The 22,978-nt window shown below is 63.5% G+C and carries 23 protein-coding genes; 10 read left to right on the top strand and 13 right to left on the bottom strand.

Annotation, left to right across the window (positions count from 1 at the left end):
* Window positions 1-39 precede the first annotated feature (39 nt).
* Entirely contained in the window at window positions 40-834 is a 795-nt protein-coding gene (locus SINAR_RS0122515) for an APH(3'') family aminoglycoside O-phosphotransferase (protein ID WP_167333614.1), read from the top strand.
* A 27-nt stretch (window positions 835-861) separates the two neighbouring features.
* Here the strand turns inward: SINAR_RS0122515 and SINAR_RS0122510 are convergent, their stop codons facing one another.
* Together SINAR_RS0122510 and SINAR_RS0122505 are read right to left on the bottom strand one after the other, a co-directional pair.
* Window positions 862-1,350: a GNAT family N-acetyltransferase gene (locus SINAR_RS0122510; protein ID WP_028001168.1), complete on the bottom strand. Its 489-nt coding sequence runs from the start codon at window positions 1,348-1,350 to the stop codon at window positions 862-864.
* Window positions 1,347-1,925 carry a HupE/UreJ family protein gene (locus SINAR_RS0122505; RefSeq protein WP_028001167.1) on the bottom strand — a complete coding sequence of 193 codons (579 nt, stop codon included), beginning with the start codon at window positions 1,923-1,925 and terminating at the stop codon, window positions 1,347-1,349. Before SINAR_RS0122505 ends, SINAR_RS0122510 begins: the two co-directional genes overlap by 4 nt.
* 197 nt (window positions 1,926-2,122) lie before the next feature.
* Here SINAR_RS0122505 and SINAR_RS0122495 point away from each other — a divergent pair, with 197 nt between their 5' ends.
* Window positions 2,123-2,710, top strand: a complete 588-nt coding sequence (locus SINAR_RS0122495) for an ATP-dependent Clp protease proteolytic subunit (RefSeq protein WP_028001166.1) — start codon at window positions 2,123-2,125, stop codon at window positions 2,708-2,710.
* 426 nt (window positions 2,711-3,136) lie between these two features.
* The gene (gene leuA, locus SINAR_RS0122485; protein ID WP_028001165.1) at window positions 3,137-4,846 is read left to right on the top strand and encodes a 2-isopropylmalate synthase; all 1,710 of its coding nucleotides are present in this window, start codon (window positions 3,137-3,139) and stop codon (window positions 4,844-4,846) included.
* 318 nt (window positions 4,847-5,164) lie between these two features.
* On the opposite strand, the gene SINAR_RS0122480 is transcribed toward leuA, so the two are convergent.
* The 3 genes from SINAR_RS0122480 to SINAR_RS0122470 all read right to left on the bottom strand — a co-directional run bounded on the left by SINAR_RS0122480 (window position 5,165) and on the right by SINAR_RS0122470 (window position 7,628).
* Window positions 5,165-5,992, bottom strand: a complete 828-nt coding sequence (locus SINAR_RS0122480; protein ID WP_028001164.1) for an anti-sigma factor family protein — start codon at window positions 5,990-5,992, stop codon at window positions 5,165-5,167.
* A 3-nt stretch (window positions 5,993-5,995) separates the two neighbouring features.
* A complete protein-coding gene (locus SINAR_RS0122475; RefSeq protein WP_028001163.1) occupies window positions 5,996-6,511 on the bottom strand; it encodes an RNA polymerase sigma factor in 516 nt (171 codons plus the stop codon).
* A gap of 214 nt (window positions 6,512-6,725) precedes the next feature.
* On the bottom strand, window positions 6,726-7,628 hold the full coding sequence (locus tag SINAR_RS0122470; RefSeq protein ID WP_028001162.1) for a metallophosphoesterase family protein: 903 nt from the start codon (window positions 7,626-7,628) through the stop codon (window positions 6,726-6,728).
* An 82-nt stretch (window positions 7,629-7,710) separates the two neighbouring features.
* On the opposite strand from SINAR_RS0122470, the gene SINAR_RS0122465 reads away from it, so the two are divergent.
* The gene (locus SINAR_RS0122465; protein WP_028001161.1) at window positions 7,711-8,202 is read left to right on the top strand and encodes an NUDIX domain-containing protein; all 492 of its coding nucleotides are present in this window, start codon (window positions 7,711-7,713) and stop codon (window positions 8,200-8,202) included.
* A gap of 9 nt (window positions 8,203-8,211) precedes the next feature.
* Here the strand turns inward: SINAR_RS0122465 and SINAR_RS0122460 are convergent, their stop codons facing one another.
* Window positions 8,212-9,219, bottom strand: a complete 1,008-nt coding sequence (locus tag SINAR_RS0122460) for a glutathione S-transferase family protein (protein WP_028001160.1) — start codon at window positions 9,217-9,219, stop codon at window positions 8,212-8,214.
* A 255-nt stretch (window positions 9,220-9,474) separates the two neighbouring features.
* Between SINAR_RS0122460 and SINAR_RS0122455 the strand changes: the two genes are divergently transcribed.
* Complete coding sequence (locus SINAR_RS0122455) at window positions 9,475-10,035, top strand: GNAT family N-acetyltransferase (protein WP_028001159.1); 561 nt, start codon at window positions 9,475-9,477, stop codon at window positions 10,033-10,035.
* Between the two features lie 58 nt (window positions 10,036-10,093).
* Here the strand turns inward: SINAR_RS0122455 and SINAR_RS0122450 are convergent, their stop codons facing one another.
* The 4 genes from SINAR_RS0122450 to SINAR_RS0122435 are packed head-to-tail and all read right to left on the bottom strand — an operon-like array spanning window position 10,094 to window position 16,921.
* A complete protein-coding gene (locus tag SINAR_RS0122450) occupies window positions 10,094-12,163 on the bottom strand; it encodes a membrane protein (protein ID WP_028001158.1) in 2,070 nt (689 codons plus the stop codon).
* A 10-nt stretch (window positions 12,164-12,173) separates the two neighbouring features.
* On the bottom strand, window positions 12,174-14,987 hold the full coding sequence (locus tag SINAR_RS0122445; RefSeq protein WP_028001157.1) for a DUF4159 domain-containing protein: 2,814 nt from the start codon (window positions 14,985-14,987) through the stop codon (window positions 12,174-12,176).
* Window positions 14,984-15,904: a DUF58 domain-containing protein gene (locus SINAR_RS0122440; RefSeq protein WP_028001156.1), complete on the bottom strand. Its 921-nt coding sequence runs from the start codon at window positions 15,902-15,904 to the stop codon at window positions 14,984-14,986. The genes SINAR_RS0122445 and SINAR_RS0122440 overlap by 4 nt, the downstream gene beginning before the upstream one ends.
* 3 nt (window positions 15,905-15,907) lie before the next feature.
* Window positions 15,908-16,921, bottom strand: a complete 1,014-nt coding sequence (locus SINAR_RS0122435; RefSeq protein WP_028001155.1) for an AAA family ATPase — start codon at window positions 16,919-16,921, stop codon at window positions 15,908-15,910.
* Between the two features lie 339 nt (window positions 16,922-17,260).
* Here SINAR_RS0122435 and SINAR_RS0122430 point away from each other — a divergent pair, with 339 nt between their 5' ends.
* Genes SINAR_RS0122430 through SINAR_RS0122420 form a run of 3 tightly spaced genes read left to right on the top strand, consistent with a single transcriptional unit; the run spans window position 17,261 to window position 19,766 of the window.
* A complete protein-coding gene (locus SINAR_RS0122430) occupies window positions 17,261-17,881 on the top strand; it encodes a DUF1285 domain-containing protein (RefSeq protein ID WP_028001154.1) in 621 nt (206 codons plus the stop codon).
* A complete protein-coding gene (locus SINAR_RS0122425) occupies window positions 17,878-18,510 on the top strand; it encodes a CoA pyrophosphatase (protein WP_028001153.1) in 633 nt (210 codons plus the stop codon). Before SINAR_RS0122430 ends, SINAR_RS0122425 begins: the two co-directional genes overlap by 4 nt.
* A complete protein-coding gene (locus tag SINAR_RS0122420; RefSeq protein ID WP_028001152.1) occupies window positions 18,507-19,766 on the top strand; it encodes a CCA tRNA nucleotidyltransferase in 1,260 nt (419 codons plus the stop codon). The genes SINAR_RS0122425 and SINAR_RS0122420 overlap by 4 nt, the downstream gene beginning before the upstream one ends.
* Before the next feature lie 22 nt (window positions 19,767-19,788).
* Here SINAR_RS0122420 and SINAR_RS0122415 read toward each other — a convergent pair whose 3' ends face one another.
* Window positions 19,789-19,974, bottom strand: a complete 186-nt coding sequence (locus SINAR_RS0122415) for a DUF1059 domain-containing protein (protein WP_028001151.1) — start codon at window positions 19,972-19,974, stop codon at window positions 19,789-19,791.
* Between the two features lie 174 nt (window positions 19,975-20,148).
* On the opposite strand from SINAR_RS0122415, the gene SINAR_RS0122410 reads away from it, so the two are divergent.
* Window positions 20,149-20,691, top strand: coding sequence for an adenine phosphoribosyltransferase (locus SINAR_RS0122410; protein WP_028001150.1), 543 nt, complete (start codon window positions 20,149-20,151; stop codon window positions 20,689-20,691).
* 18 nt (window positions 20,692-20,709) lie between these two features.
* Here the strand turns inward: SINAR_RS0122410 and SINAR_RS0122405 are convergent, their stop codons facing one another.
* Window positions 20,710-21,180, bottom strand: a complete 471-nt coding sequence (locus SINAR_RS0122405) for a MaoC family dehydratase (protein ID WP_028001149.1) — start codon at window positions 21,178-21,180, stop codon at window positions 20,710-20,712.
* The gene (locus SINAR_RS0122400; RefSeq protein WP_028001148.1) at window positions 21,177-21,632 is read right to left on the bottom strand and encodes a MaoC family dehydratase; all 456 of its coding nucleotides are present in this window, start codon (window positions 21,630-21,632) and stop codon (window positions 21,177-21,179) included. The genes SINAR_RS0122405 and SINAR_RS0122400 overlap by 4 nt, the downstream gene beginning before the upstream one ends.
* A 242-nt stretch (window positions 21,633-21,874) precedes the next feature.
* Between SINAR_RS0122400 and SINAR_RS0122395 the strand changes: the two genes are divergently transcribed.
* Complete coding sequence (locus SINAR_RS0122395) at window positions 21,875-22,963, top strand: hypothetical protein (protein WP_028001147.1); 1,089 nt, start codon at window positions 21,875-21,877, stop codon at window positions 22,961-22,963.
* Window positions 22,964-22,978 lie beyond the last annotated feature (15 nt).

The following is a 22,978-nucleotide window of genomic DNA, read 5'->3' as shown; positions in this document are numbered from 1 at the left end:
ATGGCGGGTTTCATGAGCAGGCGCTACGTCGGTGACGAAATGCTGCTCCCGAAATTGCCTGCGGGTCGGGAATGGACGCCGGTTCGTCACGGCGAATCCGGTGACCGCGTCTATCGTCGCAGCGACGGTGGCGCCTATGCGAAGATTGCGGACGGCAAGTCCGTAGCACTGCTCGAAGGCGAGCGCGATCGTGTCGCGTGGCTGGCGCCGTTCCGCCTGGGCTCGCCCTCCGTCTGCGAGTGGATCGCAGCAGAGACTGAAGCATGCCTCGTCATCAGTGCGCTGCCGGGGGTGCCGGCCAGCGAGCTCTCCGCGGTCGGCCTCAGGAAAGCATGGCCGTCGATCGTGCGGCAATTGAAGCTGCTGCACGAATTGCCGACGGAAGCCTGTCCCTTCGAGCGGCGGCTCGCCTCGATGTTCGACCGGGCCGCGGATGTTGTCCGGCGCGATGCCGTCAATCCGGATTTCCTGACCCCGGACGATCAGAACACTCCGCCGGTGGACCTGTTGGATGCTCTGCGGGCCGAACTGCCGAGGCACCTGATCGACGAGCCTTCCGGGCTCGTAGTCTGCCATGGCGACGCATGTCTGCCGAACTTCATGGTCGATCCGGATACACACCGCTGCACGGGCGTGATCGACCTGGGCCGGCTCGGAACGGCGGATCGATACGTCGATTTTTCGCTTCTCCTTGGTAACGCTCGCGAAAGCTGGACTGGACAGGAAGATGCGGAGACCGCGCGGGAATGCCTCTTCGACATTCACGGGATCTCGGCACCGGACGAGGACCGTCTCGCTTTCTATCTTCGGCTGGACCCGCTGACCTGGGGATAAGCCGCCCGCCGGTTCAGTCGGTTTGACCTATTGATCGAGCCTAAGTGCTTTTGACAGGCCGACCTTTTCCAGTTCAGTCTGGAGTATCGGGTCGAAAGCGACCTTCCTCCAAAGCACCCGGTAACCGAGATGCCGATAGAGCTGAAGCGCCCGCTCGTTCCGAGCCGCTACCTGAATTGCGGCTTGCCCGTACCCACGCTCGGCGATTTGCGCTTCGAGCGCCTTTATGAGGGCCGATCCGGCGCCCCGTCCTTCGAAGGCGGGAGCCACCCAGATATCGCTGATGACGTCGTCATCGTGCTCGCGGGCGCCGAGACCGGCAGGTTCTCCATCGACTTCAGCGACCAGAATCCGAGGCCCCAGTTCCCGCACGAACGGCAGGAACGGGTTCTTCTGTTCGGTGGCCGCCGCAACATGTGCCGGTACAAGCGGCTTTATGCCTTTGCGCCAGGCTGCAAGGCCGATTTGAGCGAGAGCGTCCGCCTCCTGCGGCAGCGCGGCGCGAACCAGCATCATCCGACGATCAAGGCTGCGCCGACGATGGCCATTATTCCGCCGGCAACACGAGTGACGACGCCGCGGTCCGCAAGCCGCGCGAGCCCCATGCCGAGACCGACGCCGGCAATGTGAAGGAGAACGGTCGAGATCACGAAGCCTGCTGCAAACGACCAGGCGCCGGCCATTCCCAACTCCCCGCCGTGGGCATGGCCATGGAAGAGCGCGAAGACGGAGACGACGGCAGCGGCCGTTGCCGCGTCGAGCCGGACAGCCACTGCGACGACCAGGCCGAGCGCGACGACCGAGGCGAGGATGGCCGGTTCGACAAAGGGCAGGGGCGCGCCCGCCAGGGCGAGAAAGAATCCGAGCATCATCGTCGCGACGAAGGCGGCCGGCACGATCCACAGCGCCCTGCCGCCGATCTGAGCCGCCCAAAGGCCGACAGCGATCATCGCAAGAATGTGGTCGGCTCCGAACAGCGGATGGGAAAGGCCCGCCATTACCGACCCGTGTTCGGCTGGATCGAGATGGGCGAAGGCCGGCGCGGAGGAGGCGGCGAAGAGCGCGGCTGCGAGAAGGACGGATTTCTTCATTCTGGGCCCCAATACGGACATTGATGACCCGCTGATCTTATTGGGCTTCGACCGGCTGTCCATACGTCATTTGGCGGGCCCTGTTTACCATCGTGCCGAGGCCGGCGGTTCGAACCGTGTTAACGCCGCCGTTTGCATTGTTTTCGCCGTCGAGTCGCATTATCTGGTTGGAAGACATTTCATGAGGAGTCCGAAGAATGCGGAACGACGACGACCAGGAAGAAAAGAAGACCGAATTGCCCTTGGGCAAGGAGACGGAGGCGAACCTTTTCAAGTCGCGTTCGATTTTCATTTACGGAACGATTACCCAGGAACTGGCGCAGAAGGTCTGCTCGCAGCTCGTGGCGCTTGCCGCGGCCAGCGACGACGATATCCGCCTCTTCGTCAACTCGCCCGGTGGCCATGTCGAATCCGGCGACAGCATCCACGACATGATCAAGTTCGTGAAGCCGAAGGTCTGGACGATCGGCACCGGCTGGGTTGCGTCCGCCGGCGCACTCATCTATGTCGCCGCGCCCAAGGAGCAGCGCCTGTGCCTGCCGAACACCCGCTTCCTGCTGCACCAACCCTCGGGCGGCACACGCGGCATGGCTTCCGATATCGAGATCCAGGCACGCGAAATCATCAAGATGAACGAGCGTCTGAACCGTATCTTCTCCGAAGCGACCGGACAGCCTGTCGAGAAGATCGCCAAGGACACGGATCGCGACTACTGGCTCGGTGCGGAAGAGGCGAAAGCCTACGGGCTCGTCTCGCGGATCATCACCTCCATTGCGGAGATTTAGAGCAGGCGGCAAGTGTCCGCCCCTCATCCGCCTGCCGGCGCCTTCTCCCCCGCGCGGGGAGAGGGCTAGTCCCCGGGTTAAGCCCGAGGAGAGGGGCACTCTTGCTCAGCTTTACCAAGCCGTGTATAGGCTTTTTCCATGACTCAGGCGAACGCACATAAGATCGCAGCGATCTTTTCCGGACACGATGCCCATCGTGCTCCTTCGCGCGCCTTCGCCTCGCTTCTTCTTCTCGGCCTTATCCGCGGTTGCCGGGTTCGCTGAGGAGCGCCCGGCGGCCGAAAAGCCTTGCCGGCGCCTGCTCCTCGAAAATCCAGAAAAGCTGAACCAAATCGCGCGGCCCCCGCGGCATCGCCATCGCAATGTCCCGAATGATCGGTTATTGCATGCGGCAGGCTACGCTCCAGTGACGAAGAGAAGCTGCACATGATTTTGAAATCGCATCCCATCAAGACCGGCATGCCCGAAGCGGCTGTGAAATATCAGCCCTATCCGCAGATCGCGCTGCCGGACCGCACGTGGCCGTCAAAGGCGATCACCGAGGCGCCTATCTGGTGTTCCGTGGATCTGCGCGACGGCAACCAGGCGCTCGTCGACCCGATGGGTCACGACCGGAAGGCGCGCATGTTCCACCTCCTGCTGGACATGGGCTTCAAGGAGATCGAAATCGGCTTCCCCTCCGCGTCGCAGACGGATTTCGATTTCGCTCGCTGGTGCGTCGAGGAAGGCAACGTCTCCGAGGACGTGTCCCTGCAGGTGCTGGTACAGTGCCGGCCGGAACTGATCTCGCGCACCTTCGAGGCGCTGGAGGGTGCGCATCGCCCGATCGTGCACTTCTATAATTCGACGAGCGAACTGCAGCGCCGCGTCGTCTTCGCCAAGGACGTCGCCGGCATCAAGCGGATCGCGACCGACGCCGCAAAGATGATCACCGACATGGCTGCGAAGGCCGGCGGCGGCTATCGTTTCGAATATTCGCCGGAGAGCTTCACGGGCACCGAACTCGAAGTTGCATTGGAGATCTGCAACGCCGTCATCGAGATCGTCCGGCCGACGGCGGACAACAAGCTCATCGTCAATCTGCCCTCGACCGTCGAGATGGCGACGCCGAACGTCTATGCCGACCAGATCGAGTGGATGTGCCGCAATCTCGACAATCGCGAGAACCTGATCGTCTCGCTGCATCCGCATAATGATCGCGGTACCGGCATTGCCGCTACCGAATTGGGCCTGATGGCGGGCGCCGACCGTGTCGAAGGGACGCTCTTCGGCAATGGCGAGCGCACCGGCAATGTCGACGTGGTGACGCTGGCGCTCAACATGTTCACGCAGGGTGTCGATCCGAAGCTCGACTGCTCGGACATCGAGCGGATCAAGGAAGTCTACGAATATTCCAACCAGATGGTCATTCCGGAACGCCACCCCTATGTCGGCGAACTGGTCTACACGGCCTTCTCCGGCTCGCATCAGGACGCCATCAACAAGGGCATGAAGGCGATCAAACAGGCGAACAAGCCGATCTGGGAGGTACCCTACCTGCCGATCGATCCGCGGGACGTCGGCCGCAGCTACGAGGCGATCATCCGCATCAATTCGCAGTCGGGCAAGGGCGGCATCGCCTATATTCTGCAGGAGGATTACGGTATCAATCTGCCGCGCAATCTGCAGATCGAGTTCCGTGAGGAAGTTCAGCGCATCACGGACGAGGAGGGCAAGGAACTGCCCTCGAAGCGCATTCATCAGCGTTTCATCGAAAGCTATGTCGAGCAGCCGGGCGCACGCATCAAGTTCGTCGACCATCACACCTACCCGGCAGGCCAGCACAAGGGTTTGCGTGTCGTTGCCGCCGAGATTACGGACGGTGGCGAGTCGAGGCAGATCGAGGGCAAGGGCACGGGTCCGATCGACGGTTTCATCAATGCGCTGTCGATTTATCTCGGCATCGAACTCTCGGTGGCGGATTATTCGGAGCATTCGCTGCAGCACGGCTCGAACGCCGCTGCGATCGCCTATGTGGAAGTCGAATATCCGGGCGGGAAGCTCTTCGGTGCCGGCATCAACACCAATATCGTTGCCGCTTCGCTGGAGGCGATCGTCTCGGCTGCCAACCGTGTGCTGGACGCGATGCGGAAGTGAGGCGTTTGCCTCTTGCCCTGACTCTCTCTCCGTGCGGCCTGCCCGCGGGGAGAGAGAGAGGGATCAGGCGGGCTGCCTGCAAAGCCGGTTCAACTGTTGTCGTATTGCGGCAGGAGTACAGGTGGCGAAGTTTTCGCGCAGCCACGCCGAAGCCCGCGTTTGATTCGGCGCCCGAGTTTCGCTGCGCGAAAAGCTGGTCGTTGCGGCAACAGGTGCACGGGTGGCTCGGCTCGCCCGTTCACGGGGGGTGATATGAAAAGCTCCTGGATTGGGAGAAGGTCGGCGGCGCGATGAACGACGGGCGCCAGGCCACAAGCCTCAGATATTCGCCGCCACCGTTTCGGCAAGATCCTGCAGAGCGGGGTCGGAAGACGGGCCGATCATCACGAATGAGACGCCTTCCCGTTGCCACGAGATCAAGCCGAGGTCGCCGCGGATGGTCTCGCTGAATTCGTCGGATTGGCGTCCATCGACTTGCTTCAGAAAGCAGATGGTGAAAACCTCTGCCTCGCGGTCGCGGTAGACGAGCTGGGCGACCGGCCTGCCGTTGGCGGCGAGGAGTCTCGCACCTTCGAAGGACAACCCCTTGCGGTCGAGGTTGGGGATGGTGAACTTCACGCCGACGCTTCCGGCCAGCCATGTCTCGATCTCTGCCGTCTGCGATGCCGGCACCTCGACCAGATGCTCCTTCTGGCGCGAAAAGATGCGGTGGGAGCCGACGATATCGTCCATCCAGGGGCGTTCATCGGTCTGAATCAACGGTTCTGCGAAATCCGTGGCGCTGCCGAGAATGAAACCGGCGGCGCCGCCGAGCAGGAAGAGGGCGGTGGAAGCGGCGAGAATGCGCGGCCAGATGCGAGCGCTTCGCCTTGGGAGACTGGCCGTCGTTACCCGCTCCGACCTCGGATTGATGCCGGGGCCCTGCTTTATCTGCCGTACCAGCGCCAGCGGCACCGGATCATGGAGGAAATTTTCGAAAGCCCCGTTGCCGAAGGCGCTGCCCGCCTTGAGCTTGTCGAGCAATGCCCTTGCCTCGTCGTCGCGTGCGAGAAGAGCGTCAAGTTCGGATTTTTCGCTCTCTGCGAGTTCGCCGTCGATATAGGCGGACAACCGCACCTCGAGCGCTAGCCCCTTCGTTTGCAGCAACGGTCAGGCCCTCCTTTCCGTATTCTCGGCCAACATGGCTGCGAGCCTGATCCGCGCCGTCGACAGTCTGCTCATCACCGTGCCGACCGGAATGCCGAGGATCTCGGCCGTTTCCCGGTAACTATGACCTTCGACATTGACAAGGAGGAAGGCGCTGGCCAGTCCCTCCGGCATCGAGAGGATCATCTTCTGCACCTGATTGGCATAGACGGCCTTTTCGGCCGTTGCTTCGGCGTTCAATTCGTCCTGCTCGAACATGTCGAGCGCGCCGCCGCCGCGCACCTTGCGTTTCCGGATTTCGTCCACCCAGAGGTTGCGCGCCATCGCATAGACCCAGCTCTCCAGCCGGCCCTCGCCGTTCCAAAGATGACTGCGCGCGATAGCTCGCTCGCAAACCTCCTGGACAAGGTCGTCGGCGTCGTTTGCATTGCGGGCCAGCGTCATGGCGAAACGGCGCAGTTTGGGCAGCAGGCTGACCAAATCCCGTCTGAAATCCTTCGTTTCTGCCGCTGGGCGCATTGCTCTTCCAGTGAGACATGCCGGATCGCGCGTCCCTTCGCTATCGGACGCATCGCCCATGATATGGAACATTTGGTCCTAAGTCTGCAAGGGAAGAGCCGGAGCTGAACGAGGTTTTTGCGGTTCTGCAGCCGTTTTTCCCACAGCGCCGCGCGTCCTTGAAACGGCCGGATCGAGAGGCTGCCGCCGCGTGGGCCGTGCAGCTTCCGGTGTTTCAGAAATAGGTCGTTTCGGCGAGCACCACGCCGGTCGCGTCCGGGTTGATCGCGTAGCGCTCCCGGGTCAACCGCCAGTCACCTGGCTGCCCGTCAACGGAAAAGAGATTGTAGGCGGCGACCGGCTTGCTGCCGCCGGGACCCTGCGAGGCGGATGCGATGCCGACGACCGGCACGGGCCTCGTTTGTCCCTTGAGCCAGTACAGCGTATTGAGATGCGTATGGCCGTGCAGAACGAGCTCGGCTCCGCCGGCGGAGATGGTCGCGGCGAAACGGCGGATGCCGATCATGCGCTTGTGCATCGAGGTCGCGCCGCGGATCGGCGGGTGATGGATCATCACGATGCGGAACAATCCGGCCTCGCCGGCCCGGCGAAGCAGGTTGACCGTCGCGCGTGCCTGGCGCGGCCCGAAGTAGCCGCTTGCGGCAAAGGGGGGAGTGGCCACAGCCGTCGAGCAGCCGATCAGCGCCACGCTGCCGCGTACTCGCATATAGGGAAAGCAGGCATGCTTTTTCACCCAGCCGCTGGGACCGTCATCGCCGCGCATGAAGGGATACCACGCATGCGTGATCTTCTCGTATGCGCCGGGCACATAGGCGTCGTGGTTGCCCGGAACGACCGAGATATCATTAGGGTCGCCCGCCTCCGCGAGCCATTCGGTGACCGCTTCGACCTCAAGGGACGAGGCGAGATTGACGAGATCTCCGGTAATCGCCAGGTGATCCGGGTCGCGCAGTTCGATGTCCTTCATCAGACAGTCGAGTGTCCCGGGGAAGAGATGGCGCACCCGGTTCCTGTGCCAGTTGACGAATCCCGTGATCCGCTTCGAGGCGAGTTCGCGGAGGGACAGGTCGGGCAGCGGCCCCAGGTGGACGTCGGATATATGCGCAAGTTTGAACATCGATCCCGTCTAGCGCATATTCCGCGGAAGGGGAATCAGTAATGGACTATTCCCGGAGACGGCGAATGTGAGGAGAAGGCGTATGGACGAGAGCCGCGGTCCGCAGATGCCCTCCTGGCGGCTCCGCTTTCTGGCACGGTTTGCCCATCTTTACTTCGCCCTGACACGCGGCATGACGCTCGGTGTACGGGCCGCCTGTTTCGACGACGAGGGGCGGATCTTTCTCGTAAGGCATTCCTATCTGCCGGGCTGGCATCTGCCCGGCGGCGGACTCGACCGCAACGAGACGGCGGTAGAGGGCCTTGTCCGCGAGCTCAGGGAGGAGGGGAACCTCGTGCTGACGACGGCACCGCTGCTCTTTGAGATCTACTACAACCGGCGCACCAGCAAACGCGATCACGTCGTCTTCTTCCGCTGCGATAACGTCCGCCAGGAGCGGCCGAAGCGTGCGGATCTCGAAATTGCTGCGGCGGGCTTCTTCCCGCTTGACGATCTTCCGGCGGACACGACGCCTGCGACCAGGCGTCGGCTCACGGAACTCGCGGGAAGCGCGCCGCCGGACAGGTTCTGGTAGCCTTCAGCTCTATAGCCGATCCCGCCCGTGCGGCGCTTCAAGGTCGAGCGTCGGCCCCACCGGCACGATGCCCGTGGGATTGATCGTCGTATGGCTGCGGTAATAGTGCTGCTTGATGTGATGCAGATTCACCGTCTCGGCGACGCCCGGCACCTGGTAGAGCTCGCATAGATAGCCGTAGAGGTTCGGATAGTCCGCGATGCGGCGGATGTTGCATTTGAAATGGCCGACATAGACGGGATCGAAACGGACGAGCGTGGTGAACAGCCGCCAATCGGCTTCGGTCAGGCGGTCTCCCGTGAGATAGCGCTTCGAGGCGAGGCGGTTTTCCAGTTCGTCCAGCATGGCGAAGAGGGCGGTGACGCTCTCCTCATGGGCCGTCTGGCTGGTGGCGAAGCCGGCCTTGTAGACGCCGTTGTTGACTGCGTCGTAGATGCGCGCATTGAGCGCGTCGATTTCCGTGCGCAGTTCTTCCGGGCAAAAGTCTGCCGTCGAACCCGTAAGACGATCGAAGGCCGAGTTGAACATGCGGATGATTTCGGCTGATTCGTTCGAAACGATCGTGTTCTTCCGCTTGTCCCAGAGAACCGGAACCGTCACCCGGCCGGAATAGACCGGGTCGGCGCGCAGATAGACCTCCCAGAGCATGCGCGAGCCGAAGAGGTGATCGACGGTACCGCCGTTCCCGCGCCCAGCTTGATCGTCCTCACGTTCCTCGCTCTTGAATTCCCAGCCGTTGGAAAGCATCAGCGGGTCGACGATGGAAAGCGAAATAATGTCCTCGAGCTTTTTGAGCTTGCGGAAGATCAGCGTGCGATGGGCCCAGGGGCAGGCGAGGGATACATAGAGATGATAGCGGCCCGCTTCCGCTTCGAAGCCGCCATCGCCGGAAGGGCCTGGCGATCCATCGGCGGTAATCCAGTTGCGGAACTGCGATTCGCTGCGCTTGAAATGGCCGTTCGTTGCACGCGTATCGTACCAGACGTCCTGCCACACGCCTTTCACCAGCCTGCCCATGGGCGAACTCCTTTCGATTGTCTGCTGATCCCATAGTTAGTGCGGAGATGCGCCGCCGATAGATGCGAAATTCCGAACAGTGCGTTTTACTCTTTGACTGGCGACGATTTTCTGCTATCGGCGAAACGAAGTTCTTTCATCTGGAAACGATCACAACCATGATCCAGTCGGGAAGCCTGCGACGACGCTGATGCTGCAAGCGCCCATTCGGGGCGAGCCATCCTCCATGTCTGTTCGCATGCCGGTTCTCGACACATGAAAAAGCACGATTTCGTCTATCTGACCGAAGACGCATCCCACGACGCAGCCATCGAAATCATCAATGAAGAAGCCTTCGGGCCGGGTCGCTTCACCCGCGCTGCCGCGCGGATCCGCGAGCAGGGACCGCATGACCGTTCGCTTTCGTTCATCTGCGCCGATAACGGGGAAACGATCGCGTCAGTGCGGATGACACCGATATCCGCCGGCTCGGTTAAAGGACATCTGCTCGGGCCGCTTGCCGTCCGACCCTCGCACAAGAACCGGGGCATCGGCCGGGAACTCGTCCGCATTGCAGTAGAAGCGGCGCGGCGCAAGGGCTCCGAAGCGGTTATCCTCGTCGGCGATCCGCCCTATTACCAGCCGCTCGGTTTCGAGAAAGTACGTCACAGTGCGCTTGAATTTCCCGGTCCCGTCGATCCGGCGAGGGTCCTCGTCGTGCCGATCGCGCCGGACGTTCACGCCCGGCTCGAAGGCGTGATCGCCTGGCGGGACGACGGTGCAACGTCCGGCGCCGGTTCCGCCGCGCGGCCCGAGGCGCACGGGGCGGCTGCCTGATTCCTCGAAATTACAGGCCGTTCCTGCCCTGCAAAGTGGGAGCTCCTGGTGCGCGCGCTCACCGGCCCTCGCGGTACCAGGTGGCGGAGATCAGGAAGAGCAGTGCCGCCAGGCCGAAGAGGCCCGCGAAAAGCGACAGGGAATCGATGCCCTTCAGCACGGTCTCGTCGGTCATGCGCAGCGACAGGCGCTGATCGTCGGCGACGCGAACAGCGCCGCGAACCGGAAGGATCGACGGGAGGTCGACGGGGCCGTCTGCGCTCGCCAGACGGCGGACGAGGCCCTTCGTCTTCTCGGCCCACGGCCTGATCTTCTCCTCCGTGGAAATCGCTGCCTTGAACTCGGGCGCATCGACATTGCCGACATGGACGAGCGTCGTCAATTCGTCGTTGGCCACCTCGAAGAGCCCGATTTCATCGGTCTCGACCTCGGCCTTATAGAGGCCCGGCTCGCTTTCGGCGAGCGTCACTTCCCGGGTCCGACCGGAGGGATAGGTGACGGTCGCCTGGCCGGGATCCCCTTCGATCGTCTGGCGTGTGATCTCGAGCGTTCGGCCCAGCGCACGGGCGGTGAGCGCCTCCTCTTCGAGAGCCGGTTCCTGCATCAGCCAATGCGCCGTGCGGCGATAGAGCGAAACATGCGGTCCACCCCCTTCGAAGCCGCGCGCCCACAGCCAGCCCTGATCGGAAAGCAGCATGGCGACACGGCCCTTGCCGACGCGGTTGAGGACCAGCAGCGGCTTTCCGTCTGCCGCCTGCATCACCGTCTGGCCGAGCGGCCTGTCGACATCGACCGTACGGAACCAGCGGCCCCAGGCCGGCGGCTCGTTCGCCGCCCCTTCGAGCCCGCGGGTGACCGGATGCTTCTTTCCCTCTTCCGAAAGCCGGGGGAAAAACGCCTTCTCGTTCATGATACCGGTCGGGGTTGCCGGCAGCACCGCAGCAAGCGGGGTGGCGGCAATCGAATCGTCGCCGGCATGCTCCGGCCCTGCCGCAATCAGCAGCGCCCCACCGTTCTCCACATATTGGGCGATATTGTCGTAATAGAGGATTGGCAGTACGCCGCGGTGTTGGTAGCGATCGAAGATGATGAGGTCGAACTCGCTGATCTTGTCGACGAAAAGCTCCCGCGTCGGGAAGGCGATGAGCGAGAGCTCGTTGATCGGAGTGCCGTCCTGTTTCTCCGGCGGCCGCAGAATGGTGAAGTGGACGAGATCGACGGCCGCATCGGATTTCAGGAGGTTGCGCCAGGCGCGCTCGCCCGCATGCGGCTCTCCGGAAACAAGCAGCACGCGAAGATTTTCGCGGATGCCGTCGAGCACGTGGACGGCGCGGTTGTTCGTCTCCGTCACTTCGCCGGCGACCGGGTTGACGGCGAATTCGAGGATGTTGTTGCCGCCGCGCGGAACGGTGAAGCTGAACGGAACGTCCGTGCCTGGCTCGGCCTGCTCGGTGGCGATCTCGTTGCCGTTCAGGCGGATCGTCACCTCGGCACCGCCACCGGGAGCCGCGCCGTCGTCAACCACCCGGAAGGTCATCTTCTGCTGCTCGCCGACAATGCCGAAGCGGGGGGCGCTGACGATTTCGATGCGCCGATCGAACTCGTCCGGCTTGCCGCTGATCAGCGCGTGGACGGGCGCATCGAAACCCAGCTTCTGGTTGACATCCGGCACGTCGTGGATCTGGCCGTCGGAGATGAAGACGGCGCCGCCGACACGGGCGGGCGGCACGTCTGCAAGCGCCGCTGCCAGGGCGCCGAAGAGCTTGGTCGAGGGCGCCTCGGTCTCCTCGCCGTCGGCGGCCTCGACAATGCGCGCCTCGATCTGAGGGAAACGGGAAAGGCGCTCCTTGAGACCTTCGAGCGCCTGGTCCGTCTGGGAGCGGCGGGCGCCGTTCTCCTGGCTCTGGCTGCGGTCGACAACGACGGCGACAATGGTGGAGAGGGGTTCGCGCTCTTCCTGGAAAAGAACGGGATTGGCAAGCGCGAGGCAGAATGCGCCAAGCGCCGCCGTCCTGGTCCAGGCTCCTCGAACGCCGCGCCAGATACCGAGTGCCGCCAGAACGGCTGCGACAAGCGTCAGTGCCGCGAGATAGGGCCAGGCAAGAAGTGGCGAGAAATCGACTGTCATCGCCCGGTCCTCATTGTCCGAGCCGCTCGAGCAGGGCGGGCACGTGCACCTGGTCGGCCTTGTAGTTGCCGGTCAGCATATACATCATGATATTGACGCCGGAGCGAAAGGCGTATTCGCGCTGCATTTCGTCCGGCGGCACGGTCGGCAGCAAGGCTACTCCATTCGAATCCACCGCCCATGCGCCGGCAAAGTCGTTGCCGGTGATCATGATCGGCGTCACACCGTCGCCCGGCCGCGCCGGCCGGTTGCTCGGCTCCTCGCGGTTGTCGAGTTGGGCCTCGATCCAAAGCGGACTGCCGGTATAGCGACCGGGAAAATTCGTCAGCAGATAGAAGGCCTTGGTAAGCACATGGTCGGTCGGAACCGGCTCCAGCGGCGGTATGTCGAGGTTGCCGAGGATCGCCTGGAGGCGCTCGGTGTTCGCGCTGGTGCCGTTCGATGAAGAGCCGAGCGAAGAAAACTGATCTCGCGTGTCGAACAGGACCGTGCCGCCCGCACGCATGTAGGCATCGATGCGGCTGACGGCCTGCGGGCTCGGCATGGGCGCGCTGGCGGAAATCGGCCAATAGATGATCGGATAGAGGCTCAATTCGTCCTTGGAGATATCGAGGCCGACGGGGGCGCCGGGTTCGAGCGTGGTGCGATAGGTCAGGAAATCGGTGAGGCCTCTCAGCCCGTCTTCGGAAAGGCGGTCCACCTCCTCCTCGCCCGTGACGACATAGGCGAGGTGCGTGGTGTCGAGCCGCTCGAGAATACGCTGATCGTCCGGGCGCGCGTCGTCGGCAAAGGCCTGCGGCGGGGCGAGGACGAAGGTTGCGGCGAGGACTACGATGATTGCCGAAGTGGCCCTCGCCATTCGGGCGCGTGAAAAGACGCCGCCCATGAAGAGAACGATCAGGGCGTCTGCGAGCAGCAGCAGGAGCGCGAGCGTCATCAGCGCCGGCTTCAGCGACCAGCTTTCCGCACCGGCCAGCTGCTCGGCGGTGTGGGGTCCGGCGGTGGTCATGTCGATCCGCTTGAGCTCGGCGTCGCGCGGCAAGAGGTTCAGCGCCGTGAAGCCGTCCTCAGAGCCGTAGAGCCCCGGAGGATTGTCGGCCGTCGCGACCGGTGTCTTGCCCGGCACGATGTCGAGGGGCCGGGCATTGCCCGACTCGGTGACAAGCACGCCATCGGCGTTCAGCAGCCGGTAGGGCGGCAGGGTCTGTGCTTTCACGGCCTTGCCGTCGCTGGCGATGCCGCCGCCACGCGAAAGCTGGACGCTGCGGCGGAGCATTTCGACGAAATGGCCCGAAATCGGCAGGTTGGACCACGTGGCCTCGGCGCTGACGTGAAAGAGCACGATGCGGCCCGTGCCACGCGTCGCAGTCGTGACCAGCGGTGTGCCATCGGCGAGGCTTGCCCATGTGCGCTCGGCCAGATCGGCGGTCGGCTCCGCCAGAACCTGTCGCTTGACGAGAATGTCGGTCGGGCGGGGCATGCCGGCGAAGGGGCTGTTGCCGGGGTAATCGGCGAGCGGCTGCGGTTCCGACCAGGAGAGCGCGCCGCCCAGCGCCCGTTCGCCTTGCCGAAGCGTGACCGGAACGAGCGGATCGTCGGCAGGCGCGGCGGCAAGCCGGGGCCCGGCGAAGCGGATCAGCGTGCCGCCGTTTTCGATCCATTTCGCAAGCAGGGGATAGGCTTCTTCCGGCAGCCGGCCGATGTCGGCCATGATCAGAACCGAGGGGCGCTGCTCCAGAAGCTCAGGGATCGCAACGGCAAGATCGCTCTGGCGGGGCTCGACGAGATCGGCATAGGGGGCGAGCGCCCGGTTGATATAGTAGAGCGGCGAGAGAAGCGGCTGCGACAGGTCACGTGCCTCGCCGCTCAACAGAGCCACGCGGCGGCGGCGGAAGCCGTCGTCGAGGAGATGCTGGGCGCCGGCTGTTGCGGCTCCCTCGATGCCGATCCGGGCGAAGTCGTTGCGCAGTTCGAACGGGGCCTCGATCATCCCCTTTGCGGTCGCTGCGCCGGGCGCGAAGTCGATAGCCCCGCTGGCAATTGCACGGCCGCGGGTGTCGAAGGCGACGATGGGCAGAGACCGGCCGTCGTCAGTCTTCAGCCGGCTCGCCGTGACCGACAAGCCGTCGGACTCGTTGCCCGTCGCCGTGAGCGCTACGGCTTCGCTGCCGTCCGCTTCGATCACCTTGAGACCGGCTGCGCCGATCCCCGTCAGTGCTTCCATCGTCTTGCCGTCGGCCCCTTCGATGCCGTCGGTGATGAAGGCAATCGTTCCGGGAGGGGCGTCCTTGAAGGTCGCCTGCAAGGCCGCGATTGCGGTACCCCGGTCCGCCGGCAACGGTTCCGGCCTCGCCGCCGCCAGCCGGTTGCGCGCAGTGCCCGCCGAACCCGGCGTCGCGTCGTGCTGCCGCTCTCCGGTGAAGACGATCGAAATCGCAACGTCCTTCGCCTCGGCGTCGTCGATCAGCGCCGAGGCCGCTTCGACGCGCCGCTCCCAGTCGGGCGCCGTTGCCCAACTGTTGTCGATCAGCAGCGCCAGCGGTCCGGAGGTCGCGAGCGTATTGCTGCGCGGGTTGAAGACAGGGTCGGCAATCGCGAAAATGACGGCCGCGGCCATCATCATTCTGAGAAGCGTCAGCCACCAGGGGCTTTTCGAGGGTGTCTCCTCGCGCTTCATCACGGAGGCAAGAATGCGCAGCGGCGGGAAGACCTCGGCCGCCGGCCTTGGCGGCGTCATGCGCAACAGCCACCAGATTACCGGCAGCGTGACGAGTGCCGCCAACATGGCGGGGTTGGCAAAGATGAAGGAGAGGCCGCCGATCATGAGAGCCCCCCATGCGTCGCTCGGCCCGGCATGCCTGACAGATACATATGCACCGCGACGAGAGCTTCCGATGCCGGCCGATCGGTCCTGTGCGGAATGAAGGTCCAGCCGAGATGGCGAAGACCCGTGCCAAGGCTGTCGCGGCGGGCGCGATAGGCACGCTGGTAATCCTCGCGCAGGATTTCGGCGCGCCCCGCCGTCAGCTTCTCGCCGGTTTCGGGGTCGGTGAATTCGGTTCTGCCGGCATAGGGAAAGACTTCTTCCGCCGGGTCGGCGATCTCCACGACATGGCCGCGCAGGCCCCGGCGGGCGAGCGGCCCAAGTCGCTCCATCACCCTGTCGGCAGGATCGAGAAAGTCGCCGATCAGGACCAGGTCGCTGGCGCCCCGGATCATTCCGGTAGCGGGCAGGCCCTCCGAGAGCGGACTATGGATGATTGCCGTCGCCAGCCGCTCGGCCGCATTGCGCGCCGAAACCGGTTCCATCACGCCCGGGCAGCCGATCCGCTCGCCGGAACGGGCGAGAATTTCGGCAAGCGCCAGCATGAGCACCAGAGCGCGGCTCTCTTTCGAAACGGCGCCGAGCGACGATTTGTACATCATCGAGGGCGAAAGATCGGCCCAGAGCCAGATCGTATGGGCAGCTTCCCATTCGCGGTCGCGGACATAGGTGTGGTCGTCCTTGGCGGAGCGGCGCCAGTCGATACGCGAGAGGCTCTCCCCGTCACTGTAGGGGCGGAACTGCCAGAAGTTCTCGCCGATACCGCGCTTGCGCCGGCCGTGCCAGCCGGTGATTACCGTGTTGGCGATCCTGCGCGCTTCGACAAGACAGTCGGGTACGAGCATCGCGCGCTGCTGCGCGCGCGACAGGACCTCACCGGACGGGGTACGCGCGACAATGTGCCCGATCGAGGCCATGCGTCAGCCCTTAGCCCGCTTCACCAGGTCGGCGATGACGTCGCGCACCGACATGCCCTCGGCGCGGGCGGCGAAGGTCAGCGCCATGCGGTGCTGGAGGACCGGCTCGGCGAGCGCAAGGACGTCGTCGATCGAAGGGGCGAGCCGCCCGTCGTAGAGCGCGCGGGCGCGGGCGCAGAGCATGAGCGCCTGTCCGGCGCGCGGACCGGGTCCCCAGGCGACGTTCTTGTCGGTAGCGGCATTGCCGTTGCCGGGACGTGCGGAACGGACGAGCGCCAGAATAGCGTCGACCACCTTCTCGCCGACGGGCATCTGGCGGATCAGCCCCTGGACCTGCTGCAGGCGTTCTGCATTGATCACCGGCCGCGCCTCGGCTTCGGCGAGGCCGGTCGTCTCGAGCAGAATCTGTCTTTCGGCGGCAAGCTCGGGATAGCCGACATCGACCTGCATCAGGAACCGGTCGAGCTGGGCTTCGGGCAGCGGATAGGTGCCTTCCTGCTCGAGCGGGTTTTGGGTTGCGAGCACATGAAAGGGCTGGGGCAGGTCCTTGCGTTCGCCCGCGACGGTGATGTGATACTCCTGCATCGCCTGCAGCAGGGCCGACTGCGTGCGAGGGGAGGCGCGGTTGATCTCGTCGGCCATCAGGAGCTGCGTGAAGATCGGGCCCGGAATGAAGCGGAAGGAGCGATGACCGGCCACGTCCTGGTCCATCACCTCCGAGCCCAGAATATCGGAGGGCATCAGGTCGGGCGTGAACTGGATGCGGCTGTTGTCTAGCCCGAGAACGGTGCCGAGCGTGGCGACAAGCTTGGTCTTGGCAAGCCCCGGCACGCCGACAAGCAGCGCGTGTCCGCCGGAAAGGACCGCAAGCAGCGTCTGTTCCACGACGCTTTCCTGACCGAAAATGACCTTGCCGATCTCGGCGCGGACGAGCGCGATCTCCCCGAGCGCCGCCTCGGCTGCGGCGACGATCGCCTTTTCGTCGGCCAATTCGGTTGCGCCTCTCATTACACTCATTGCAAGTCTCCCGGTCGTCCGCTCTGGATGAATCGCCGTCTCCGGCTCTCCCGTTCCTGTTTTTCAATTTAGACCCCGCCAGACGGCTGACAAGCCGCCGCCGACGCACTATCTCGTGAAGCGTTGCGTTCGGTGCGCGAATGCGGACATATGCGCCGAAGCGAGCTTGTGGTGCATACCCCAGGCCACAGCGCCGCGTCTTATCAGATGCGCAAAATTTGCTGTAGCACTTTTAACCGCTGCATATTTTTGTCCTCAATCGGCTACGATTAATGACATATGCAGTAGGCGAAGGCGCCATGCTTCAGATGCAAGATCGGGACCAAACGGGACAGAACGATGGCAGAAGCCAAGATTCAGCAAACGGGAGACGCGGCCGGCCTCGCTGCGCTGATCGCGCGCGCTGCCGGGCAGACCGGCGAGGCGAGGGGACTACCGCCGGTCGACCGCTGGAATCCGCCATTCTGCGGCGACATCGACATGGAAATCCGTGGCGATGGTACCTGGTTCTACATGGGCACGCCGATCGGGCGCCAGCCGCTCGTGAGGCTGTTTTCGACCGTGCTTCGCAAGGACAGCGACGGAAAGACCTATCTCGTCACGCCTGTGGAAAAGGTAGGCATCCGTGTCGCCGACGCGCCGTTCATTGCCGTCGAGATGAGCGTGACGCAGAAGGACGGTGAGCAGGTACTGACCTTCCGCACCAATGTCGGCGACGTGGTCGAGGCAGGCCCGGAACACCCTTTGCGCTTCGTCATCCATGGCGACAATCTCGAACTCAAGCCCTATCTCCATGTGCGCGGCCGGCTGGAAGCGCTCGTCTCGCGACCGGTGATGTACGACATCGCCGAACTCGGCGAGACCGTCGCGGTGGATGGGGTGGAGATCTTCTGCGTCAAATCGGCAGGTGCGGTCTTCCCGATCATGCCCTCAGCCGAGCTGGAAGCATTGTCTCGATGAGCAGTCATCCATACTCCGCCGACGAATTCCGTCGCCGTGCGCTGCAGCAGGCAGGGGGGCCGATCGAGACTGCCTGGCGCGATCACGGCGACTTCCTGTTGAATCCGGGCATCGTGCCCTACCTCGAATCCCTGCATCTGAAGGACGCCGCGGTCCTCGTTCCCGTTGTCGACGATGGCGAAGACGCCAGCGTCATCTTCACCCAGCGGACCTCGAATTTGCGCAAGCATTCCGGCCAGGTCGCCTTTCCGGGGGGCGCCGTGGATCCGGAGGACTTCTCCATCGAAGTCGCCGCACTCCGTGAGGCCGAGGAGGAGATCGGCCTCGATCCGCGTTTCGTCGAGACGGTCGCGCGGCTGCCGCATTACATGGCCATGTCCGGCTTCCGCATCACGCCGGTGCTTGCCGTGGTCCAGCCCGGCTTTATGCTCGCGCCGAACCCGGAGGAAGTGGAGAGCGTGTTCGAGGTGCCGCTGTCCTTCCTGATGAATCCGCGAAATCATGGACGCGGAAGCAGTCACTGGCAGGGCGCGGAGCGCCATTTCTACCGTATGCCCTATGGCGAAAGGAACATCTGGGGGATCACCGCGGGGATCGTCCGCATGCTCTATGAAAGGCTCTACGCATGACTTCCGTTGCCGCCGAGGCCTGGTTTCAGGCTCCTCATCTTCGCCGGATCTTCGAATTGTTGAACGCCGATGGCGGCGAGGTTCGGGTCGTCGGAGGCGCGATCCGAAACAGCCTCATGGGTTTGCCGGCCGGTGATGTCGACCTGGCAACCACGTGGCGTCCCGAGGAAGTGACCGAGCGGGCTAGGGACGCCGGCGTCAAGACGGTGCCGACCGGAATGGACCATGGCACCGTGACCCTCGTCATCGAAGGCGTTCCCTATGAGATAACGACGCTGCGCCGCGACGTCGCGACCGACGGGCGTCGCGCGGAAGTGGCCTTCGGCACCGACTGGAAAGCGGATGCGGAACGCCGCGACTTCACCATCAATGCCCTCTACGCCGACGCGGACGGCGACGTCATCGACCATGTCGGGGGTCTCCGAGACATCGAGGCGCGGGCGGTGCGTTTCATCGGCAGCGCGGCCGAACGCGTGGCGGAGGATTATCTCCGCATCCTCCGTTTCTTTCGCTTCTTCGCGCATTACGGCAGCGGTCGCCCGGATGTAGACGGCCTGAGGGCCTGTGCGCAGGCACGCGCCAAGCTTGCCACGCTTTCCGCCGAACGCGTCTGGATGGAAACGAAGAAGCTGCTTTCTGCCGACGACCCGGGCCGTGCGCTCCTGTGGATGCGGCAGGCGGGCGTCCTGAGCGAGATCCTGCCGGAGACCGAGAAATGGGGTATCGACGCAATTCCCGGCCTGATCGCGGCGGAGAAGAGTTTCTCCTGGCAGACGGACCCGCTCTTGAGGCTCGCGTCAATCGTCCCGCCCGATACCGGCCGGCTCGAATCGATGGCCAAGCGTCTGCGGCTGTCGAAAGCAGAGAGCGCCTATCTCGAGCGGTTCGCCAAAGCGCCGGCAATTGCCGCGACATTGGCGGATGCGGCGCTCGAGCGTCAGCTCTATCGTCATGGCTGCGAAGGCATCGTTGTCCGGCTGAAGCTGTCGCTTGCGTCGGCGCGCCGCAAGGCCGAAACCGATCCGGCATTCCTTGCCGACAGCGCGTCGTTTCATCGGCTTCTCGCGCGGGCGGAGAAATGGCAGCGGCCCGTTTTCCCGTTAAGCGGGGCCGATGTTCTGAAAGCAGGAATCCCGGCCGGTCCGAAGGTGGGAGAAGTGCTGGCGGAACTCGAAGACTACTGGGTCGAGCGGAACTTCAACGTCGAGCGGGCGACACTCGTCGCCCGGCTTGAGTCGATGGTGCGGCCCGCCTGACACCGGTTCGGGCCGGTCGCGGTCAGGCGGCCTTGGTTTCGTCGACGATGCGAGCCTTGATGTTTTCGACCATGTTTTCCCGGATGATCGTCTCGCCATGAGTCTCGCGCATGTGCTCGACGGCCCGGCGCACGACTTCCGCATCATTGTCGGCGCGGGTGTGCCAGGCGCAACCCGGGACGAGCGAGCCGCATTCGAAAAGGCGCATGGTGTTCCTCCTTCCTGTAATCGGCAAAGCCTCCCCTTGAAAAGCCTAGCATCAACCTGCGCTCTCGCCAAATTGTTCCGCCCCGGACCCTGGGCGAAGAAAATCCTGTAAACGGGCGCTTTGTTGGTGCTATGCCTGTGGCAATCCAAGATTCAGCAAAGGCCGCATTCACACATGACCGCTGTCCAATCGGAATTGATATCCGCCATTCGAAGCATTCCGGACTACCCGAAGCCCGGCGTCATGTTCCGTGACATCACGACATTACTCGGCAACCCGCGGGCATTTCGCCGGGCGATCGACGAACTCGTCCACCCCTATGCGGGCACCAAGGTCGACAAGATTGCCGGCATCGAGGCACGCGGCTTTATCCTGGGTGGGGCGATTGCGCACCAGCTTTCGGCCGGCTTCATACCCATCCGCAAGAAGGGAAAGTTGCCGCACGACACGGTGCGGATTGCCTACAGCCTGGAATACGGCGTGGACGAGATGGAGATGCACAGGGACGCGGTCGCTCCCGGCGACAAGGTGATCCTCGTCGATGACCTGATCGCCACTGGCGGCACCGCCGAGGGCGCCGCCAGGCTCCTGAAGCAGATGGGCGCGGAAATCGTCGCTGCCTGCTTCATCATCGATCTTCCTGAACTGGGCGGACGCAAGAAGCTCGAAGCGCTCGGCGTCAATGTGCGCACTCTCATCGAGTTCGAGGGGCATTGAGCGCCTGCAGCGCCGCCTTCATGCGAATTCGATAACCTTGCTCTCGAAACGGATGACCGGCTCGCCATGCTGGTTCTCACCCTCGCAGAGGATCGTGTTGATCCGCCAGCCGGGTCGCGAGGCGACGACCCGTGCCTCGATCAATGTGACCGCATAGGTGACCGTGTCGCCGGCATAGACCGGCTTCAGCCATCTGAGCTCCTTGAATCCGGGTGAGGGGCCGAGCTTCGGCGCGTGCAGTCCTTCGGCCGCAAGGCGGCGGACCTCCTCCGTCCAGAACCGCAGGAAGCACTGCATCCAGCCGGCGCTGGTATGCCAGCCGGACGCGCAAAGGCCACCGAAAAGGGTATGTCTCGCCTGCTCCTCATCTACATGGAAGGGCTGCGGGTCGAAATCGCGGGCGAAGCGGATGATGTCCTCCGCGGTGAATGTCAGGCTGCCGGTGACGACCTTGCGCCCGGCCTGATAGAGTTCTTCCAAGGTCATCATGCACGCGTCTCCCCATTGCGGCGCCTGAACATGACGGAGCACTCCGAGACTGCTACGGCCTCGCCGCTCTGGTTCTCGATCTCGTTGCGAAACTTGACGAGGCCGATCGCGGGCTTGGTCTTCGACGGGCGCGCTTCCAGGACCAGGCTGAAGCCTGAAAGCATATCTCCGGCAAGGACCGGCTTCTTCCACTCCATGAAGTCGATGCCAGGTGAACCTTGCGAGGACGAATTGCCGAGAAACGCCTCTATCATCATCCGCATGCCGACCGCGCTCGTGTGCCAGCCGGAAGCGGCGAGGCCGCCGAGAATGCTGCTCTTGCCGATCTCTTCGTCCAGATGCATAGGCTGCGGGTCGAACTCGCTGGCAAAGGCGATCATGTCGTTGGCCTGCATCAGGACCGGGCTGTAGTCGAAACGCCGGCCCTGCGTGAAATCCTCGAAATAGAGCATGCCTCATTCTCTCCTTTACGGCGCCGTGCGTCTCATCAGAAGCGCAAAGGCGGCTGTAACGCGTCAACTGCTGCATGTTTTTGCCCTTCAATCGGCTACGGTCATAAGGAAGCATGCAGGAGCCCCAGCCGGCCATTACGTGGCCCCAGCCGGCCCGATTTTCCAGGTTGCGTATGTCGATTGTTCATGCGATCACCTTACCGCAAGTTGTACGTAGCTGGTTTTCCCTCGAGGATCCGACCGTGACCGAATTGAACAGGGCGCTAAAGGCTGCCGCCGAAAAGGGACTTATATCCGCCGATCGTGTCAATGATCTTGCTGCTTTTCTTTCGGCGCAGGGGGTCTGTGCCGGGACGGCAAAAACGTCGGCAAGCCGCTATGACGAGACACTGCCCGATGCGCAAGCGGTGGAAGAGAGCGAGCAGCCGCGTTTCCTGCGGGGATTTCACGACATCTTGATCACGATCGGCGTGGCGGTCGTGTTGGTGGGCCTCTGGGGCATGGGCGGCGCGATCCTCGTGCTGCCCGCGATCATCCTTCTCGCGGAAATACTCGTGCGCCGCCAGAGACTGGCCCTGCCTGCGGTTGCGCTGACGCTGGCGCTCGTTCATTGGGTCGGCCTCGCAGCGTACGACGTCCTGGCGGCCGGGCAGCGCGCTTGGATGGATGAGAGCGATGAAGTGCTCGCCTATGTCTGTGCTTTTCCGGTTGCTATCGGATTGTTCTATTGGCGCTACCGGGTTCCACTGTCCTTCGCCCTGTTCCTGCTGTCGATCGCAACCGTGGCGGTCGCGTTCGTATTTCTCGCACTGGGCAAAGCCCTCGGGGTCAATTTCATTCTGGAAACCCATCCTCTTCTGGCCGCAGCGATTCTTTTCGTGGCGGGGCTGGCGATTTTTGCGCTTGCCATGCGCTACGACATCTCGGATCCGCATCGTCAGACCTTACGCTCCGACATAGCCTTCTGGCTGCATCTCGCCGCAGCCCCGGCCTTGCTCTATGCAACGCTCGGTTTCATCGTCGTTTGGTGGAGAGGCGAGGTGGACCTGGGTCAGGCAGTCGCCATCATCTTCCTCGTGGCGATCTTCATGACGATCGGTCTGGTGATCGATCGCCGCGCCTTCGTGACGTCGGGCCTTTTGTCGCTGGGTGCAGCCATCTGGACAATCCTCCAGAAAAGCGGCGCCTCGCTCGACACCTATGTCTTCGTCGTCTTCGCGGTGGTCGGTCTGACGGTACTCGTCATAGGCATCTTCTGGCAGCCGCTGCGCCGCGCAGCGATGAGCCTGCTGCCGCCGGCGATCACCGCGCGGCTGCATGCCGTGCGGTGATCGTGGCTCGGACAG

Origin of the sequence: Sinorhizobium arboris LMG 14919 (assembly GCF_000427465.1) — a bacterium.
Lineage (GTDB): Bacteria > Pseudomonadota > Alphaproteobacteria > Rhizobiales > Rhizobiaceae > Sinorhizobium > Sinorhizobium arboris.
Note: the sequence above shows the minus strand (reverse complement) of the source record. Positions and strands in the feature narration are given on the sequence as shown.